The organism is Pedobacter cryoconitis (genome assembly GCF_014200605.1).
In the GTDB taxonomy this organism is placed as follows: Bacteria; Bacteroidota; Bacteroidia; order Sphingobacteriales; family Sphingobacteriaceae; genus Pedobacter; species Pedobacter cryoconitis_B.
Window position 1 is genome coordinate 217,545 of sequence record NZ_JACHCE010000003.1, and the last position, 19,344, is coordinate 236,888.

General features: G+C 38.9%; 15 protein-coding genes and 6 tRNA genes. 12 read left to right on the forward strand and 9 right to left on the reverse strand.

Annotation, left to right across the window (positions count from 1 at the left end):
* Positions 1 to 25: 25 nt before the first annotated feature.
* Positions 26 to 580, reverse strand: a complete 555-nt coding sequence (locus tag HDE68_RS11725; protein ID WP_183882103.1) for a hypothetical protein — start codon at positions 578 to 580, stop codon at positions 26 to 28.
* A gap of 331 nt (positions 581 to 911) precedes the next feature.
* On the opposite strand from HDE68_RS11725, the gene HDE68_RS11730 reads away from it, so the two are divergent.
* The 5 genes from HDE68_RS11730 to HDE68_RS11750 all read left to right on the forward strand — a co-directional run bounded on the left by HDE68_RS11730 (position 912) and on the right by HDE68_RS11750 (position 5,305).
* Positions 912 to 1,118, forward strand: coding sequence for a hypothetical protein (locus HDE68_RS11730; protein ID WP_183882105.1), 207 nt, complete (start codon positions 912 to 914; stop codon positions 1,116 to 1,118).
* Between the two features lie 75 nt (positions 1,119 to 1,193).
* On the forward strand, positions 1,194 to 2,366 hold the full coding sequence (locus HDE68_RS11735; RefSeq protein WP_183882107.1) for an HlyD family secretion protein: 1,173 nt from the start codon (positions 1,194 to 1,196) through the stop codon (positions 2,364 to 2,366).
* Complete coding sequence (locus HDE68_RS11740; RefSeq protein WP_183882109.1) at positions 2,363 to 4,516, forward strand: peptidase domain-containing ABC transporter; 2,154 nt, start codon at positions 2,363 to 2,365, stop codon at positions 4,514 to 4,516. Before HDE68_RS11735 ends, HDE68_RS11740 begins: the two co-directional genes overlap by 4 nt.
* Before the next feature lie 295 nt (positions 4,517 to 4,811).
* Positions 4,812 to 5,027, forward strand: a complete 216-nt coding sequence (locus HDE68_RS11745) for a hypothetical protein (RefSeq protein ID WP_183882111.1) — start codon at positions 4,812 to 4,814, stop codon at positions 5,025 to 5,027.
* Positions 5,028 to 5,119: 92 nt separating this feature from the next.
* Complete coding sequence (locus HDE68_RS11750) at positions 5,120 to 5,305, forward strand: hypothetical protein (RefSeq protein WP_183882113.1); 186 nt, start codon at positions 5,120 to 5,122, stop codon at positions 5,303 to 5,305.
* A 37-nt stretch (positions 5,306 to 5,342) separates the two neighbouring features.
* On the opposite strand, the gene HDE68_RS11755 is transcribed toward HDE68_RS11750, so the two are convergent.
* Positions 5,343 to 6,191 (reverse strand): helix-turn-helix domain-containing protein, encoded by an 849-nt coding sequence (locus HDE68_RS11755; protein ID WP_183882115.1) that lies wholly within the window; start codon positions 6,189 to 6,191, stop codon positions 5,343 to 5,345.
* 90 nt (positions 6,192 to 6,281) lie between these two features.
* Between HDE68_RS11755 and HDE68_RS11760 the strand changes: the two genes are divergently transcribed.
* The 3 genes from HDE68_RS11760 (at position 6,282) to HDE68_RS11770 (ending at position 10,193) form a co-directional block, all read left to right on the forward strand.
* Positions 6,282 to 7,217, forward strand: coding sequence for an NADP-dependent oxidoreductase (locus HDE68_RS11760; RefSeq protein ID WP_183882117.1), 936 nt, complete (start codon positions 6,282 to 6,284; stop codon positions 7,215 to 7,217).
* Between the two features lie 227 nt (positions 7,218 to 7,444).
* Complete coding sequence (locus HDE68_RS11765; RefSeq protein WP_183882119.1) at positions 7,445 to 7,876, forward strand: DUF417 family protein; 432 nt, start codon at positions 7,445 to 7,447, stop codon at positions 7,874 to 7,876.
* Positions 7,877 to 7,988: 112 nt separating this feature from the next.
* Positions 7,989 to 10,193 carry an alpha-galactosidase gene (locus HDE68_RS11770; protein ID WP_183882121.1) on the forward strand — a complete coding sequence of 735 codons (2,205 nt, stop codon included), beginning with the start codon at positions 7,989 to 7,991 and terminating at the stop codon, positions 10,191 to 10,193.
* An 8-nt stretch (positions 10,194 to 10,201) separates the two neighbouring features.
* Here the strand turns inward: HDE68_RS11770 and HDE68_RS11775 are convergent, their stop codons facing one another.
* Complete coding sequence (locus tag HDE68_RS11775; protein ID WP_183882123.1) at positions 10,202 to 11,482, reverse strand: acetyl-CoA C-acetyltransferase; 1,281 nt, start codon at positions 11,480 to 11,482, stop codon at positions 10,202 to 10,204.
* Positions 11,483 to 11,882: 400 nt separating this feature from the next.
* Between HDE68_RS11775 and HDE68_RS11780 the strand changes: the two genes are divergently transcribed.
* Entirely contained in the window at positions 11,883 to 13,394 is a 1,512-nt protein-coding gene (locus tag HDE68_RS11780; protein ID WP_183882125.1) for a glycosyl hydrolase family 18 protein, read from the forward strand.
* An 82-nt stretch (positions 13,395 to 13,476) separates the two neighbouring features.
* Here the strand turns inward: HDE68_RS11780 and HDE68_RS11785 are convergent.
* From HDE68_RS11785 to HDE68_RS11810, 6 genes are all read right to left on the reverse strand, one after another.
* Positions 13,477 to 13,548: transfer RNA gene (locus tag HDE68_RS11785), tRNA-Glu, on the reverse strand.
* Positions 13,549 to 13,589: 41 nt separating this feature from the next.
* Positions 13,590 to 13,662: transfer RNA gene (locus HDE68_RS11790), tRNA-Met, on the reverse strand.
* Positions 13,663 to 14,965: 1,303 nt separating this feature from the next.
* A tRNA-Glu gene (locus tag HDE68_RS11795) sits at positions 14,966 to 15,037 on the reverse strand.
* Between the two features lie 43 nt (positions 15,038 to 15,080).
* Positions 15,081 to 15,153: transfer RNA gene (locus tag HDE68_RS11800), tRNA-Met, on the reverse strand.
* A gap of 48 nt (positions 15,154 to 15,201) precedes the next feature.
* A tRNA-Glu gene (locus tag HDE68_RS11805) sits at positions 15,202 to 15,273 on the reverse strand.
* A 41-nt stretch (positions 15,274 to 15,314) separates the two neighbouring features.
* Positions 15,315 to 15,387, reverse strand: a tRNA-Met gene (locus HDE68_RS11810).
* A gap of 111 nt (positions 15,388 to 15,498) precedes the next feature.
* Between HDE68_RS11810 and era the strand changes: the two genes are divergently transcribed.
* The 3 genes from era (at position 15,499) to HDE68_RS11825 (ending at position 19,338) form a co-directional block, all read left to right on the forward strand.
* A complete protein-coding gene (gene era, locus HDE68_RS11815) occupies positions 15,499 to 16,377 on the forward strand; it encodes a GTPase Era (RefSeq protein WP_183882127.1) in 879 nt (292 codons plus the stop codon).
* A 46-nt stretch (positions 16,378 to 16,423) separates the two neighbouring features.
* Positions 16,424 to 17,725 carry a ribosome biogenesis GTPase Der gene (der, locus tag HDE68_RS11820; protein WP_041879769.1) on the forward strand — a complete coding sequence of 434 codons (1,302 nt, stop codon included), beginning with the start codon at positions 16,424 to 16,426 and terminating at the stop codon, positions 17,723 to 17,725.
* Positions 17,726 to 18,012: 287 nt separating this feature from the next.
* Entirely contained in the window at positions 18,013 to 19,338 is a 1,326-nt protein-coding gene (locus tag HDE68_RS11825; RefSeq protein ID WP_183882129.1) for a glycosyltransferase, read from the forward strand.
* Positions 19,339 to 19,344 lie beyond the last annotated feature (6 nt).

The window sequence follows — 19,344 nt, forward strand, 5'->3', positions numbered from 1 at the left end:
TACCCGAAACTTGCTATTTTAAAGACTATTTACTGCCGGTAGCTTTATTCAGTTCTTTCATATACAAATTATAGACCGCAATATAAGTCAGGTTATGATAAGCAGGATTGGCAATGAACTGCTTGAAATCATCAATATCATTTTGCGTAAAACCCATCATTACAAAAAATGGCTGGGCAAGGTCCCATTCTGCCAGGTTTACCTTTCTGTTTTCCAGATTTCTATATAACTGCAGTGATTCTATAAACTGACGATAGTCTTGTGTTGTTTTAAATTCATGCATAAAATCGATCATGGTCCGATAGGTAGCTGGTTTTCCTTCGTCCATTGCAGTATGTAAAAATGCAGAAAGTACAGATCCTTTTAATATCATACTATCTACCTCTGCATAATCCCCGCAATGTTTTAATATTTCAATATCCCTCAAAAAAAGAGAATCTGTTTGTACCACCTGATGTTTGGCAAAATAAGGTTCCTGATCCAGCACCTGGTTACAGTCAATCTTGTTCTGTCCAAAAGAGATACCTTTTACTCCAAAAAGTATGCTGATCAATAGTGTGTAAAAAATATATTTCTTCATAAAAAATAGCCCGCAAAACGCCTACAAGGTAATAAATTCCGGAAGTTCATGGCCTGCCTCCCTGCAGAATTTTATCCGGCCTGATCACCATCCTTAATAATGAATAAACTGAATAAAGGCTCAGACATCAGGTATTTTTTCAGAAAAAGGCTTTTATTAGCCCAAAAAGCCTATTCTTAAATGATAAAATCAGGTTTATCCTGTTTTCCATTATTTATCCCCGCAATGTTTTTAACTTCTTATTATCTATTTTCGATCCAGCGTTTGACCAAAGAGGCGTATCCTGAAAAGCCTTAAATGAGTAGGGACGTATTTGTAACAATCTGATATTATGAAAAAATTAGAGTTAAACAAAATGGATGTTCAGGAAATGAGCAAAACAGAAATGTTAAACACCGAAGGCGGTAGTTTACTTGGTGGTGTAGTGGATCTCCTTAATGGGCTATTTGGGGGAGTAAACACGCTATTAACCAATGTTGTTGGTACGCTGAATAAGCTTCTTGGCCCACTCATCAATATCGGCATAGGTCCTCTTTAAAAAATTAGAATTCTACATTCTTAACGATAACCGTTATGCCATTTTTAGCATAACGGTTATTTTATATAAGCCAGTATGTCTCTGTCTACTTACTCCATTGAAACCATATCAAGCAATTCCATTGTTTACCGGTCAAAAATCGGTAAGCCAAGCCAGCTTATTTATATCGTTACTGTGCTTGCTATTCTATTGACATTCGCAGCATTACCTTTTATTAAGACACCTATCAGTGTAAAAAGTACAGGACTTTTACAATCTTCTATGGAGAAAACCGAACTGACCGTTCCTGTTAACGGCAGGATTATTCAGCTTGAATTAAAAGATAACAAAAAAATAAAGCAGGGGGATATTCTCTTAGTGATCGATGCCTCTGCCCCTAAAAAACAAGATGCCCTGGTACAAACAAGGCAGGAACAAATCAGTGAATTTCTACAGGACCTTAACAAACTGTTAGTTTACCTGCAGTGGAACGGATATAGCTATCCTAATCCCAAAACCGGCCAGTATACCGCAGCCTGGCAGGAATTTGCACAGGAGTCTGAAAATTCAAGAATTGCAAAAGAACAGACCGAGACCACCTTTAACAGGTACAGTAAATTGTACCACAACAAGGTGGTCACAGAATCCGAATACGAAAAATATAAATTTGAAAAAGAACAGGCAGCCTCAGCCTATCTGATGGTAAGTACCAAGTATAAAACAAAATGGCAGACGGAAGCAAATCAGTTCAGAAATGAATTGCGTCAGCTTTCAAGTCAGCAGGTAGACCTGAATGAACAGAAAAAACAATACACCTTGAGGGCACCGATCAGCGGTTCAGTACAAAACCTTTCTGGTATACAAAAAGGGACTTATGTATTTGCTAATCAGAAAATCGGGGAAATATCACCAGATACAAATATTACCGCCTTTTGTTATGTCAGACCTGCCGACATAGGGCTCATCAAAAAAGGTCAGGAAGTCCGTTTCCAGGTAGACGCCTTTAACTACAATCAATGGGGCCTGGCCACAGGTAAAGTACTCGATATATCAGATGATATCATCATTATCAATAACAACCAGCCCGTGTTTAAAGTGAGATGTAATCTGACCAGAAATTATTTAGTGCTCAAAAATGGCTATAAAGGATATTTAAAGAAGGGAATGGATTTCACTGCACGTTTTACCGTAACTGAACGCAGTTTATATCAATTACTTTATGATAAAGTAGATGACTGGGTGAATCCTAATGTAAGCGACAAAATATGAGCACCAAAGTAAAACAAAGAGATATTACAGATTGTGGTGCGGCTTGTTTAGCTTCAATTGCATTCCATTATAAACTGGACCTTTCTGTAGCACGTATCAGACAAATGGCTGGAACGGATAAGAAAGGGACTACAGTTTTAGGAATGGTTGAGGCGGGCAGGAAATTAGGCTTCGAAGCGGCAGGTGTAAAAGGTCCGTTTGATAGTTTATTCAAGATACCAAAACCTGCTGTTGCCCACCTTATTGTTGATAACATCTTACAACACTATGTAGTAATCTACAAAGTGACCAGTAAATTCATTTTGGTGATGGACCCTGCTGATGGTCAGATGCACCGGAAAACAACTGATGAATTTAAAAAAGAATGGACTGGTGCGCTGGTACTGTTGTTACCAGCAGAAGAATTTAAGAGTGGAAATGAAAAAATATCGGTACAAACGCGTTTCTGGAATCTGATCAGACCTCATCAAAGCATTTTAATCCAGGCTTTATCAGGAGCAATCGTCTATACAATTTTAGGTCTGTCCACTTCAGTTTTTGTACAAAAATTAGTAGATTTTGTACTGGTAGACGGCAACCGGAACCTGCTCAATTTAATGAGTATGGCTATGGTCATTATTCTGGCGATTCAGTTATTTATCGGAACCGCGAAGACTATATTCACACTCAAAACAGGTCAGATGATAGATACCCAGTTAATTTTAGGGTATTATAAACACTTGCTAAAATTACCCCAGCAGTTTTTTGACACGATGCGTGTGGGTGAAATTATTTCAAGGATCAATGATGCCGTAAAAATCAGGGCATTTTTAAACGATGTCAGTATTAATTTCCTGGTCAACATCTTCATTGTATTCTTTTCGTTTATTATGATGTTTACCTATTACTGGAAGCTGGCGCTGATTATGCTGACTGTTATTCCACTGTACCTGATGATTTATTGGATCACAAATAAACTCAATAAGAAAGCACAGCGGAAATTGATGGAAGAATCTGCAGAATTAGAATCTCAACTGGTTGAGAGTTTAAATTCAGTAGGTACGATCAAACGTTTTGGCCTGGAGGCTCATGCCAATGAAAAAACAGAAATCCGTTTTATCAATCTTTTAAAGACGGGTTATAAATCCAATATGAATGCCGTTTTTTCAGGTACATCATCCGAATTAATATCGAGGTTATTAACCATTGTTCTGCTTTGGGTAGGTGCAGGATATGTACTGGATGGTAATATCACGCCAGGAGAACTCTTATCATTCTATACCCTGATTGGTTATTTCACAGGCCCTGTTACTTCGCTTATCGGCATGAACAAAACTGTACAGGATGCTGTTATTGCGGCAGACAGGCTGTTTGAAATTATGGATCTGGAACGTGAAAATGATGAAAATCAGGTTGACCTTACGCCAGATAAGATAGGAGATATACATTTTGAAAAAGTCTCTTTTCGCTATGGCACAAGACTCAATGTTTTTGAAAATTTAAACCTGACTATTCCTAAGGGCAAGTTTACAGCCATTGTTGGCGAGAGTGGTTCGGGAAAGTCAACACTGATGTCAATTCTGCAAAACATCTACCCTATACAGGAAGGCAATGTGCGTATAGGAAGTTATGATTTAAAATATATCAGGAATTCTTCACTCCGGCAGGCTGTAGCTGTGGTCCCTCAGAAAATTGATCTGTTTGCAGGAAATGTCATTGATAATATTGCTGTAGGAGATTATGAACCTGATATGCAGAAAATCATCGAGATATCCACACAGCTTGGAATCATTGATTTTATAGAAACACTTCCAGGAGGGTTTCAAACCTATCTGGGTGAAAATGGAACTGCCCTATCTGGTGGTCAAAGACAACGTATTGCTATTGCAAGAGCATTATATCGTAATCCAGAGATACTTATTTTAGACGAGGCCACTTCTTCGCTCGATTCAGCTTCAGAACAATATGTTCAAAAAATGATTGATCTTTTAAAAACCAACCAGAAAACAGTCATTGTAATTGCACATCGGCTAAGTACACTGAATAATGCAGATAAAATCATTGTACTGGACAAGGGAGTAGTCGTTGAACAAGGTACACACCATGAGCTGATTTACAGTCCTGACTCGGTCTATGCCAACTTATGGAAACTCCAGTTACCACAGCTGTAATTCAATTTTCCGCAACCCTAAAACGGCTATTTACAAGGTCAACCTGAAAATGCATTAAATGAACGAATTGAATAAGAACCACAGCGTACCACACTTCGGCACAAAAAAGCTCATTTTTAATGCTAAAAACCAAATATTCAGGCAACTGCAAAACAAAAACCAATTACAACCATCCTGTTTACACCTCCACGTTTTAGCTAAATATCATTACTTTCGTTATAGTGTTTGGCCAACCTAGGCGTATCCTGAAAAGCCTTTAACGAGTAAGGAATTTATTTTATAATAATCCCCCATTATGAAAAATTTAGAGTTAAAAAACCTTGGCGTTCAGGAATTGAATGCGAATGAAATGTCAACAATCGAAGGCGGTGGTTTACTAGGTAATATTTTTGGTATACTTGGTGCGGTTAGTACTACTGTAGGCGGAGTTGTAAATACAGTAAGCACTGTTGTAGGTAATACTGTTAAATTTGGTCTTGCCCAACTTTTTACAATTTTAGGCTCGCTTTAAGCAATAAATTATTCTCCGTTATTCTGTCCCCCGGAATAACGGTTAGTCTGCCTATCCAAAACAACTGAATACCTAATTTAATCAACCCCATTATGAAAAATTTAGATTTAAAAACCCTTGGTGTTCAGGAAATGAACACAACAGAAATGTCTGCAGTTGAAGGAGGAGGAGTTATTGGCGATTTATTTAAAGAGCTTACAGGAATCACAGGTAATCTTGTAAAAAGCACTCTTGGATTTGTCGGGGATCAACTAAAAATTATTTTCGGCTCTCTATAAAACCAATCATAGATTAACGCTTGCCGTTATGCTGAAATCAGCATAACGGCTCTTTAAAAGACTTCCTGTACTGCCCCGGGCTAAGTCCTTTTTGCTTTTTGAAAAACTTATTCAGATGGCTCTCGTCTGTAAAACCAAGTTCATCAGCAATCTCATTGATCCGCATATCGCTATGCTGTAACCTGTTCACGATAAACCTGGTCCTGTAATTGGTAGTATACTGCTGCAAAGTCTCATTCATATGCTTTTTGAAATACCGCCCCAGGTAAGTTTCTGAAATGCCAAAATGCTTACTGACCATTTCGGTCCTGATCTTTTCAGGATGATAAATATTATTTTGAATATACTCCAGAATGCCTATAGCCTTTTCTTCGGTACATTCACTCACTTTTTTGGGAAGATATCTTGCAATATTTCTGGCAACGACCACAATCAGGGTATTCACTAATTGCTGTACCAGCTCCTTATTATACAAATCACGATTTAAATATTCACGGATAACAGCCTCGATTACGGGTCGCACCAGACTTTTATCCGGTTGATTTTTCAGTATACAGCCTGGCTGATGATTTGCATTATGCAGAATAAATTCCAGCCGCTGCAAATCAGCACTGCTGATCCCTTTTGACCGGATATAAATATCATTAAAACGAAGAAAGAAAAACTGTGAAGACGTTTTGATATCCAAAGAATGACAATCATCGGGCGTAATCAAGAACATATGATCCGGATGATAATCAAATTTATGCTGATTGATACACTGCTGGCCGGTACCGGAAAGTACATATATCAACTCAAAAAAACTATTTTTATGTGCCCAGACTCCCCCTTTATCCAGGGTTTCAAAACTAACTGAAAATGGTTCATAGAGATTTTCTTTCTTCATGCAGTAAATATACCGAAATAAGGAAAATATATACCGTAAAAACACTGATAATTAAGTACAATTTTGCGTTACAAATTTAAACACTGAAAAATGAAAGCAATAATTCTAACTGAAGCCGGTGGCATAGAAAAACTGGTGATCAATACATTACCTGTTCCCGTTATTACAGAGAATGAAGTTTTAATACAGGTTAAAGCCATTAGTATTAATCCTGTGGATGCAAAAACAAGAAGTGGAAAAGGATTATACGGCAGACTGAAAGAAAACCCTCCTGTTATCCTGGGATGGGATATTTCCGGGATTGTTACTGAATCAAATTCTCCATTATTTAAAACTGGTGATGAAGTTTTTGGAATGGTTAATTTCCCTGGTCATGGAAGAGCTTATGCAGAATACGTTGCTGCCCCGGCAGCCCATCTTGCTTTAAAGCCAGCCAATATATCACATGAAGAAGCTGCTGCAGCAACGCTTGCAGCACTTACAGCCTGGCAGGCATTAGTGAGCCATGCAAAAATCAAAGCAACAGATAAAATACTGATTCATGCGGCAGCTGGTGGCGTAGGACATTACGCAGTACAAATCGCAAAACATATAGGGGCCTATGTAGTTGGTACATCGTCTGCAAAAAATAAAGATTTTGTCATGGAACTTGGCGCAGATGAGCATATTGATTATACGAGTCAACGCTTCGAAGAAGCTACCAGCGCTATTGATTTTACTTTGGACACAATTGGCGGGGATAATATAGATCGTTCACTGGAAGTCATTAAAACAGGCGGAACAATCATTAGTATACCTTCTGGTTTAAATGAAGAAGTTACTTCCAAAGCATCAGCCAAAGGGATCAATGGATATTTTATCCTCGTTGAATCTAATGGAGAAGATATGAAACAGATCGCTGCATTACTGGAAAAGGGTATTATCAAATCACACGTATCCAAAACCTATCCGTTTGAGCAATTACCAGAAGCGCATTCAGCAATAGAATCAGGCAGAACTGCTGGAAAGATAGTGGTCACTGTCTGAATGAAGACTGACGTCTATTAGTGGCCGTAGTTGGAAGGGTGTTGGAAGGGTGCAGTACCCTTCCAACACCCTTCCAACGTAAATGACAATACGGTCTGTCCTGTACCAGCATTCGTTTACACCAAACAGTAAAGTTCCGGTCATCAGGTGATGAGCTCCTTTTCGGGAGACATTCATATTTTTTCAAATTCCTTGTAAGGTTTGCCCGTTGCTTTCGACAAAAGGTTATGAAAACAAATAAATCAGGATACGTAACAGGCGTAATCGCCGCTATCATTGTACTATTGTGGATAGGCATAGTAAAATTCACACCTTCAGAAGCAAAAGCTATTCAACCCCTGGTAGAACATAGCTGGTTAATGAGCTGGCTTTATCAGCTTTTCTCTATTCAAACAACTTCCACAATTATTGGAATTTTTGAAATCGTTACAGCACTATTTCTGACTGCTTCTTTCTGGAGTAAAAAAGCCGGAAAAATTGCTGGTTTACTAACGATTGTCATATTCGCTACTACACTCAGTTTCTTAATCAGCACTCCCGGAATCTGGAAAATGATGGATGGTGTACCGGTTACAGATTTTTTCATCGTAAAGGATCTGGCATTTTTAGCTGTGGGCCTGCAGGTATTGGCACAGTCTGAAGCTGAAAACAATTCATAAAAAACAATTAATCAATTAAATACAGCTAAATCATTTTATGATTTACAAAGCAGAAAGACTGTTTTTTTCTATTATTTTATCTCTCTATATTCGTCAGACCAGATATTAAAATATGAGAAAAATAGTCGCTTTTTTACTGCTGTTTCAGGCCGGCAGTCTTTTTGCACAAGATCAGATTTCGACCCTTCCGATATGGAAAAAAATAGAAGAACCAGGCAAAAAACAAGACTGGCTGATTAACAGTTCTGGCAAAAATGCACAGGTATACCGAAGTATAAATAATAAAGATATTATTCTTTCTAACGGGCTTATCAAAAGATCTTTCCGCTTACAACCAAATCTGGCCTGTACCGATTTCATTAATTTAAGCAACGATCAGCAGTTAATACGGGCAGTGAGCCCGGAAGCCAGATTAACAATCGATGGTAAAACCTACCAGGTTGGCGGTTTGCATGGTCAAAAGCAGAAAGCTTATCTTTTAAATAACTGGCTTGATGAACTCACCGCCAGCAATGCTGATTTTCTTTATAAATCTTATAAAATAAACCCGGTTACCCCTGTTGTCAACTGGAAACCTGCGGCAAATGAATGGGCCTCCAACAGGAAACAACCCACAGGAAAAATGCTGACATTTTCTTTCGAATCTGATCTGGTAGCCCTTAAAGGGGTTATAGTAAATATAAATTACGAATTATATGACGGCGCACCTTTGATTTGTAAGTGGCTGAGCATTGAAAACAAGAGTAAAAAAACACTCAAAATCAACAAGGTGATTAACGAGGTCATAGCAGCGCATGAAGAGGAATCTACGGTAGATGGTAACCCTGCTGAGATGAAAACTCCTCATGGAATTTATATAGAAAGCAATTATGCTTTTAATAATTCTATGAATGCCCGCCTGTCTGATCAGACCACACACTGGAATATAGATTCTGCCTATACTTCTCAGGTAAACTATAGCTACAAGGCGCCTTGTCTGCTGGAGGTATACCCTCCTATCGGTCCGGGGGTTGAACTGGCGCCCGAAAAAACCTTTAATTCTATCAGAACAAACGAGCTTTTACTGGATAGTTATGATAGAGATAGAAATGGATTGGCACAGCGAATGATGTATCGTAAGCTGGCCCCCTGGTCAACAGAAAATCCAATTTTCATGCACCTGATCTCTATAGATCCGGCAGTTGTCAGAAAAGCAGTTGATCAATGTGCAGAAACTGGTTATGAGGCTATTATTTTAAGTTTTGCCAGTGGTTTGGAAATGGAAGACCTTTCTGCTGAAAACATCGCCAGAATTAAAGGCCTTGTTGATTATGCACATAGTAAAGGCATATTGATGGGTGGATATTCTTTATTTTCCAGCCGCCGTATCAATGATGACGAAGATGTTATCGATCCTAAAACCGGAAAAGCAGATGTTCATGCACAATTTGCCCATGCGCCCTGTTTAGGTTCGAACTGGGGCTTAGCCTATCTGGCTAAAATCAAAGAATTTATAAAAAAAACAGGACTGGATATATTTGAAAATGACGGCCCCTATCCGGGCGATGTCTGCGCATCTGTTAAACACCCGGGCCATAAAGGATTAGATGACTCTCAGTGGGCACAAATGGAGCTTCAGAAAGAGTTGTATCACTGGTGTAATGAAAATGGGGTTTATGTCAATGCGCCTGACTGGTATTTTCTGGATGGAACAAATAAAATAGCATTAGGCTATCGGGAAGCAAATTTCAGTTTGCCAAGGGCACAGCAGGTGATCTTAAACCGTCAGAATATTTATGACGGAACCTGGGAAAAAACACCTGCCATGAGCTGGGGTTTTGTTCCACTGACCCAATATCAGGGTGGTGGTGCAGCAGCTACGCTAGAGCCGCTTTCAGAACACCTGGATTCCTATCAGCAATTGATGATGCAATATTATGGTTCAGGAATACAAGCCTGTTACCGTGGCCCCAGACTATATGATACTGAAGTAACAAAGAAACTGGTGATCAGGGTAATTAACTGGTATAAGAAGTATCGTACGATTCTGAATTCAGATATTGTACATCTGCGCAGAGCGGATGGAATAGATTGGGATGGAATTTTACATGTCAATCCATCCAGTAAAGAAAAGGGATTAGCGATGCTGTACAACCCTTCTGCTGAGAAAATCACCAGGAAGATTGTACTTCCTGTTTATTATACCGGGCTTACCAATCAGGTAAATATCAGAGAAAAAGAAGGTAAAACCGTTTCTTATCACATAGACAGGGACTATACGGTAAGTTATGAAGTAACCATACCAGCAAATAGCTATACCTGGCTGGTTATGGAGTGAACAGGAATTTATCTTTCTAAAATTACTGTAGCCCCCATCCCGCCTGCTGCACATACAGAGATAAACCCTTTACCACTGCCTTTTTCGTATAATAATTTGGCCAGTGTAGCCAAAATACGTCCCCCGGTAGCAGCAAATGGATGCCCGGTGGCAAGGCTGCTCCCATTCACGTTTAATTTATCAGGATCAATCTGACCAAAGGCTGCACTAAATCCAAATTCTTTAATTAGCTCAGGGCTCTCCCATATTTTGAGAATAGCCAGTACCTGAGCAGCAAAAGCTTCATGAATTTCATAAAAATCAAAATCCTGCAGCTTCAAGTCTGCCTTTTTAAGCATATCTGCAGCCGCATAAACCGGTGCAAGCAATAGATTTTGTTTTTGTTTCAGGTATTCAATTCCAGTTACTTCGGCAAAGGTTATATAAGCAAGAACCGGCAATCCATGTGCAGCTGCCCATTCTTCACTGGCCAGTAAAATACAGGATGCACCGTCTGTTAACGGCGAAGAATTACCCGCAGTAAGTGAACCGTTTTCTTTATCAAATGCAGGTTTTAATCCGGATAATTTTTCCAGACTGGTATCTCTGCGCATATTGTTATCCTGATCCAGCCCTAAATATGGGCTTAACATATCATTAAAGAATCCACGGTCATAAGCTGCAGCCAGCTTTTGATGACTTTTTAAAGCAAAACTATCCTGCTCCTCCCTGCGGATATGATAATATTTAGCCGTTATCTCTGTATGTTCCCCCATAGACAAGCCAGTACCAGGTTCCATGTTCATCGGTGCAACCGGGGTCAGATCTTTAATTCTGAGCTTAGAAAATTCCGTTAATTTTTGACCAAATGTTTTCGCACGGCGTGCAGCCAGTAAAATTTTGCGCAGTTTTTCTCCTAATACCAATGGCGCATCACTCGCAGAATCAACACCACCAGCTATCCCCGCATCAATCTGCCCCAATGCAATTTTATTTGCAATATAAATAGCCGTTTCAATACCTGTATTACAGGCCTGCTGAAGATCACAGGCAGGAGTTTTCTGGTCCAGCGCAGAATCCATCACACATTCTCTGGTCAGATTCAGTTGTGTGCTGTGTTTGATTACTGCCCCTGCGGCGACCTCTCCAATCAACTTACCTTGTAAATTATAACGTTCAATCAACCCATTCAGGGCCTGGCTAAACATATCTTTATTACTTGCCTGAACGTAAAAAGTATTGTGACGTGCAAATGGAATGCGATTGTATCCAACTATCGCCACTTTCCTTGAATTGTTGTTACCCAGCATAATCTGACTATTGGTTAATGAATATTAAATCTACTCATTATCAATTCGTTAAACATATTTTAATTTCAAATTATTGACTTCAAGGCCTCCACAGCCTATAAAGACGAAAATACAGCGCAAGGTTTACAACAAAAGATCTAAATATTTATCATATACATTAAACACTTTCATCTATTAAAACAAATAAAAACACTCATTTTTCATAACAATGTGACAATTAGACACATCACTAATATAAACACTTCTCAAAACAATCTAAAAGACGAGTAATTATTATCTTACAACAACAATAATTAACGAATAAATAATAAATTCATAATTTATCACGATAATGTTACAATTAAAGTTGCGAATGTCATATCCAATACTATTTTTGATATTAACTTAAAAACCTAACCCTATGAAACAACATTTATCAGTTGATGACAACATCTTGTCATCAAAAAAGAAATTGTGCAATTTCGTCAAGAACAGTACCGCAGCAGGTCTGTTATTTTTAACCATTTTTTCTTCCTGTAAGAAATCAGACGTCGGCAACCCACAATCCGGGGACCAATCATTAAGCAATTCGAAAACACAGGTCAATTTCGAACGCAACACCAATCCAAGTTTAAGCAAGCCAATTACCATAGGCTACTATCCAAGCTGGACAGAAGGATGGCTGAATGAAGACGGAAAAAGTGCATTTACCACTTTACCAACAGCTGTGACCCATGTATTTTTCGCTTTTGCCAAACCTAACTTAAAGTACGTAAAAGGCTCTTACAACATTTCCACAGCAAATACCGGACTGGAGTGTTATCAGGCAACAGAAGGAGGCCAAATGTTAAAACGTGCAGTTGGAATCCTGAAACAGCGCGGCATCACCGTAATTTTATCATTAGGTGGTGAAACTTACTGGAGAGCTCCGGAAAACTTCAACGACATCAATTATCAGCAGATTAAAGATTTCGTGGACGATATCGGATTCGGAGGAATTGACTGGGATTTTGAACCTAACGGTAGTTTTAGCGAATCAGGCAATGCTGCCAATGTAGCCTATTTAACAAGGTTCATTACCGAATCAAGGAAACTAATGCCAAAGTCAGCAGGATACATTATTGCTACAGCCCCTGTTGGCTCAGGAGCAATAGGCGGACTGAATAACGATGATGCTGCGTCTCCATTTGCTTACAGCAAACGCAATACAGTAACCGGTGAACCTGACACCTATCTGTATAGCGCTACTGACGGCACAAAGAGTATCAGTTTATTTGGATTCAGCTCTACAGGTGCAATGATACCTGTGATTAAATCTGCAGGGGATAAATTAGATATTATTGCCTACCAGGCTTATAATATCGGGGCAGCCCCTAATCGTAAGCTTATGTATGATTCTTATGCTTATTATGCGAATATATATGGCTTCCAGCTGGCACATGGTACACACGTACCCAATGAACCATGGGGACCTTATTTTGAACATACACCACAATTTGAAGCGGATTTAGCAAAATACATCCATGATGGCGGTTCACAAAGCAGAGCAGGCAAAAATGATGGTATTATGATCTGGAACCTTGCACTGTTATCTGCAAAAGGAACAAATTACACTGGTGTAACTTATTTGAACGTCGCCAAAAAGGTTTTAAATGGCCAAAGTACTTCAGCAGCACTGGCAAATGCATTTGATTATAAAAATGAAGTACCAGTTATACCTACTGATCCAACCAACCCAACCAATCCCACCAATCCAGGAACAGGAGGCTGTGGAATAGCCGCTTATAATGCAGCAAACCCTTATCCGACACCGGGTACAAAAGTTTATTATAATAGTAAAATATTTAAGAACAAATGGTATGTAAACCCTAATGAAGTACCAGAGGCTAACCAATGGGGCCCGTGGGAGTTTGTAGAGAACTGCGCCAAATAGTTATTTGACTATTACAGTAAAAACAAAATCTTTTATGAATAAAAAAAGGTCTTCCTGAATGAACAGGAAGACCTTTTTCTTGTAGCCCGTAGGGGAATCGAACCCCTATTTCCAGAATGAAAATCTGGCGTCCTAACCGGTAGACGAACGGGCCATTTCAAAGCTGACAACCTTTGCAGGCTCTGCTTCTCCAGGTAGCGGGGACCAGACTCGAACTGATGACCTTCGGGTTATGAGCCCGACGAGCTACCAACTGCTCCACCCCGCACTATATGCTTTAATAAACAGGCCTTCAAAGGCTAATACTGCTGTTTTCTAAAGTGATGCAAACATAGGATTATTTTTTAAAAACCACAAGTAATAGTAACTATTCCTTGCATTAATTTTAATAAAAAATCATATCACCCTAATTAACAGACACATCTAATGTTAATTTTTCTTTAAAAAACAGGATCACCATACATGTTTACATAGAATTAACATCAAACATCCAATTCAATATCCCGATTTAGGATTAAGTCATAAACTTGTGGATTAGGGATTAAATTTCAAGTTTTGTGTTTGATATTTTTTGAGTTCAAAGCAGATGGTTACGATTCTTTAATAAGCTAATTACTTCCTGATTTTATAGTTCAATTTATCATTATTAAACGTCCTGATTACTTTGATCAGAGATCGGTCAACGCTTCAGCGGAATTCTTAGGGGGAGGAAAGATCCTGTTTTTTTCGGTTTCCATTGATTGTTTCATTGTGCCCGGTACAGAACTTTTGAAACAACCTGTACTCCAGACTGCTGCCTTAAAAATGAAATCGCCCAGGATTCCCTTTGAAAATTTACCCGTTAAACTTCCCATAATAAATACCTTTCTACCAATGTAAGCTATTCGCGTTAAAGATTATCCTGATGAGTAAAAAATGTCCGTAATTGTCCGCAGCTGTCTGCAATTGTCCGCTTTGTCCATGGGTTAGTCAAAGGGAAAATTATAATTTCATTAATCTTCATCCGGTTATGATTTAGTTGTGCCTGAATAGAGATCGGGGTGACACTACGTTGAGAACAGGTTTTAAGCATAGTAACTCTAAGTCATTTCAACTAGTTGTTTTTACTTGGACTTGCCATGCTCTTACCTTACTTTAGCATTGCTCTTACCCTAACGAGTACCCGGGCAGTACCCGGCCGGTATAGATTGATTATTTAGCTATTTTGAATCTATTTACTAACAGCACGGCCTTGTTTCGGCTTTGAGTCATTCCCATGCAAATTGAAAGCTTTCAGCGCAACTTCCAGAGCTATAAGAGCATCCCTGAAATCAAAGACTTTCTGTTTAGCGTGTCAAAATTTATGCTTAAAAACAGCCTGCTCCACAAGTTGATGACTTGATACCAATTTATGACTTGATCCCAAAATCAAGCGCTACTGTCAGCAAAAGCTCAATGTGGATACCGGTTTTTTATAAGATAATTAAATGCTGAGAATGATTTTGAAAAGGAGATCCGGTCAAAAAAAACAGACAGAATAATTCAGCAGGTGAATAAGATTTTTAGCTGAGAAAATAAGATGGAATTCTAAGTAGCCCGTAGGGGAATCGAACCCCTGTTTCCAGAATGAAAATCTGGCGTCCTCACCCCTAGACGAACGGGCCATAAATTAAAGCGCTTAACTTATCAGGTTAAACGCTTTCCAGGTAGCGGGGACCAGACTCGAACTGATGACCTTCGGGTTATGAGCCCGACGAGCTACCAACTGCTCCACCCCGCACTATGTTTTTAATCAAAAACGCTGACGTGCAGGTCAGCGTTTCTTTTGTAGCCCGTAGGGGAATCGAACCCCTATTTCCAGAATGAAAATCTGGCGTCCTAACCGGTAGACGAACGGGCCATTTCAAAGCTGACAACCTTTGCAGGCTCTGCTTCTCCAGGTAGCGGGGACCAGACTCGAACTGATGACCTTCGGGTTATGAGCCCGACGAGCTACCAACTGCTCCACCCCGCACTATTTATCAATTTAAAAGCCAGAAATTTTAATGTTCCTTTGTTTTTAAATTGGTCTGCAAAGATATATTTCGTTTCTTTGCAATGCAAATTTATTTTAAAAAAAAATTCAATGTCGCATAAAGCAGGTTTTGTAAGCATAATAGGAAAGCCAAATGTTGGTAAATCCACGTTAATGAATGCACTGGTGGGGGAGAAACTATCGATCATTACACCGAAAGCTCAAACTACTCGTCACCGTATTCTTGGAATTGTCAATGATGAAAATTCACAAATAGTTTTTTCTGACACTCCGGGGATCATAAAACCACGTTACGGACTACAGGATTCAATGATGAATTTTGTTAAAGGCGCATTGAGTGATGCAGATTTAATTCTATTTGTAACAGATATCAATGAGCAGCATGATGAAAATGATGTGCTGGAGAAAATAATCAACACGACCATTCCTATGATTGTACTGATCAATAAAATTGATGGTGCAACCCAGGAGCAGGTTGATGAAAAACAAGCCTACTGGCAGGATCTGTTAAAACCTAAATATATCTATGCAATTTCTGCATTGCACAGATACAATTTAGACGGGATTATGGAAAGAGTATTAGAATACCTTCCGGAACACCCACCCTATTATGATAAAGAAGACCTTACTGATAAGACACAGCGTTTCTTTGTTTCTGAAATTATCAGAGAGAAAATCTTTAACAATTACCAGAAAGAAATCCCATATAGTACAGAGGTAGTGATCACTTCTTTTAAAGAAGAAGAAAAAATCACCAGGATCAGTGCAGAAATTATAGTTGAACGTGACTCCCAGAAAAACATCCTGATTGGCAAAGGAGGATCAATGCTGAAAAAGGTTGGTACTGAAGCCCGTAAGGATATTGAGAAATTCTTAGATCAGAAAGTCTTCCTTGAAACCTTCGTAAAGGTACTTCCAGACTGGCGCAGTAAAAAGAACTATTTAAAAAGTTTCGGGTACGAAAATTAAACCTACCTTTGCAACCCCTTAATAATTAATACAATTCACAAAACACATGAGTAACATTATCGCAATCGTCGGAAGACCAAACGTAGGCAAATCTACCCTTTTTAACCGCTTAACTGAAAGTCGTAAAGCAATTGTTGATGATTTCAGTGGTGTAACACGCGATCGTCATTATGGCGTTGCTGAATGGACACACAAACAATTTACTGTAATTGACACAGGAGGTTATGTAGCAAATTCTGAAGATCTATTTGAAGCGGCAATCCGCGAACAGGTAGTTATCGCGATCGAAGAAGCTTCCGTTATCCTGTTTATGGTTGACGTAATCACTGGAATTACAGATTTAGACGATGAAATAGCACAGCTATTACGCCGAAGTAAAAAACCGGTTTTCATTGTTGTAAATAAAGTAGACAATACTTCATTAGAAAATGATGCAGCTGTATTCTACGGATTTGGCCTTGGAGATATTTATTCAATCTCTTCCATGACAGGTTCAGGTACAGGTGATTTACTGGATGACGTGATCTCACACTTTGAGGATGACGTAGTCGAAGAAAATGCTTTACCAAAACTGACAATAGTCGGCAGACCAAATGTGGGTAAATCTTCCCTGATTAACGCCTTAATGGGCCAGGATAGAAATATTGTTACCCCAATTGCAGGTACAACACGTGATTCCATCCATATTCACTATAATCAGTTCGGACATGAATTTATGTTCATCGACACCGCAGGGCTTCGTAAAAAAACAAAAGTAAAAGAGAATATTGAGTTCTATTCTGTTATGCGTACTATTAAGGCTCTTGAAGAAGCCGACGTAGTATTATTGATGATAGATGCTGTTGATGGACTGGAGTCTCAGGATGTCAACATTTTCCACTTAGCTGAGAAAAACAAAAAAGGTATTGTAATCCTGGTTAACAAATGGGATTTAGTAGAGAAAGATCATAAAACAATGAAAGCTTTCGAGGAACAGATCCGTACTAAATTACAACCATTTACAGATGTACCGATTGTATTTACATCGGTATTGAGTAAACAGCGTATTTTCAAAGCAATCGAAGTAGCATTAGAAACATTCCAGAACAGAGGTAAGAAAATCCCTACTTCTAAACTAAATGATGTGATGCTGCCTATTATTGAGAAATATCCGCCACCAGCATTAAAAGGAAAATACATCAAAGTAAAATATGTGACGCAAATCAATGCGACTTCACCCATGTTTGCTTTCTTCTGTAACCTTCCACAGTACATCAAAGAACCGTATAAACGTTTCATTGAGAACAAATTACGCGAAAACTTCGATTTTAGCGGAGTGCCGATTCAGATCTATTTCAGACAGAAATAAGCCCTGAAATTTAAGCATATCATTAACAATTCAGTACGAAGCAATGCCCCCGGAATTCAAGTAATCACGGGGGCATTTTTACAGGTAGAAAAACTCCTTTGCTGAGAGTAAATCAAACAAAAAAAACAGCAGGTGGCTTTTCGTTTATATTTAGCTGAATAATAGAAATTTCCATACCTGATTGAAAGATATAATTAACCATTTCAATAAAAACCATCTTTTTTAGGAAGCCAAAAATATACCCCCAATATGTGCGTTTAAACTACGTTAAACTAAAAAACGCACCAATGGATCAACTTATTAAAGAACAACTCACCGGCAAAAAAATCTTATTTGCAACTGTTCCCGCAGACGGACATTTTAATCCGCTTACCGGTCTGGCAAAATACTTTCAGGAAGCTGGAGCCGACGTACGCTGGTACGCATCAGATACATTCACTAAAAAGCTGCAGCAACTGGCTATTCCACAATTCCCATACGTTAAAGCTATAGATACTAACGCAGCCGGTATAGACAATCTATTTCCAGAAAGAAAGCTCATCGACGATCCTATTAAGAAAGCAAACCTCGACATCATCCATGGACTGGTTAACCGTTCATCAGAGTTTTATGAAGATCTTCAGCAAATACGTGAATCATTCCCATTTGATTTACTGATTTCAGATTCTGTATTTCCTGTCGCACCCCTGGTCAAACATCTGATGCATGTACCAGTTGTCGCAATTGGCATAATGCCTTTAGGAGAAATTTCAGTGGATCTGGCACCTTATGGAATGGCTTTATTGCCACCGCAAAATGAAGAAGAGCGAAAAAAATATGATGGATTACGCGACCTGGCCGCAAATGTACTCTTCAAGGAATCAATTGATAGTTATGATGCCCTGCTCAAGAGTTATAATATTTCCCTGCCCCCATCTATGCTGATTAATTTATTGATCAAAACATCAGATCTGTATTTACAGATTGGTACACCTGGTTTTGAATATGAAAGAAGTGATCTTGGCAAAAACATCCATTTTATCGGTGCATTATTTCCATACACTCAAAAAGGCGGACATAAGCTATGGTTTGACGAACGCTTAAATCAATATAAAAAAGTAGTCCTGGTTACTCAGGGTACTGTTGAAAAAGATGTTCAAAAAATAATTGTACCGACACTGGAAGCATTCAGGGATACCGATGTAATGGTCATTGCCACCACAGGAGGAAGTGAAACTGCTGCTTTGAGAGAAAAATATCCTGACCATAACTTCATCATTGAAGATTATCTTCCATTTGATGAAATTCTTCCTTACACCCACGCTTTTATCACTAATGGAGGATATGGTGGCTCACTGCTTGGCATTAAATATAAAACACCGCTCATTGCGGCTGGTGTACATGAAGCTAAAAATGAAATTTGTGCGCGCATAGGCTATTTCAATTATGGGATCAACCTCAACACTGAAAATCCTGCTCCGGAACAACTCCGCGCTGCCGTAGAGGAGATTATAGCAAATGATCTTTACAAGAATAATGTGATTAGGTTAGCAGAAGAACTCAACAACCTGAATTCTAATGAACTGAGTGCAAAACATATAGCCGACCTGCTCAGCAGAAAGGCCGTTTCATAAACCTAT